Here is a 297-nt window from a genome sequence, read left to right as displayed (position 1 = left end):
ATCTTGTACGACAGCCGTGCCCGAAGCCGGCTCGCCACCCCATGGCCATGGCTCGGCCTCGCGGTTTTTCTCGGCGTCGCGGCGCCGCTGGCGGTTGAGCTTGTCCGCCTCGACTTCATGCCGTTGACCTATGCCGAGCACCGCAACGCCTGGGTGCTCGCCAATCGCGCCCGGCTCTACTATATCGGCGTTCAGCTTGCCGGGCTCGCCGTTCTTCCTATCGTTCTTGCCCTTTCCGGCCTGCTGCGACGGCAGGCCGACCCCACGCGAGAACCCGTACAGGCCCACCCCGCCCCC

General features: G+C 67.7%; 1 pseudogene. It reads left to right on the top strand.

Annotation, left to right across the window (positions count from 1 at the left end):
• A pseudogene (locus tag EN807_RS34490) lies at positions 1 to 297 on the top strand (glycosyltransferase family 39 protein); the annotation flags it as partial.

Origin of the sequence: Mesorhizobium sp. M5C.F.Ca.ET.164.01.1.1 (assembly GCF_004792125.1) — a bacterium.
GTDB lineage: Bacteria > Pseudomonadota > Alphaproteobacteria > Rhizobiales > Rhizobiaceae > Mesorhizobium > Mesorhizobium wenxiniae.
Note: the sequence above shows the minus strand (reverse complement) of the source record. Positions and strands in the feature narration are given on the sequence as shown.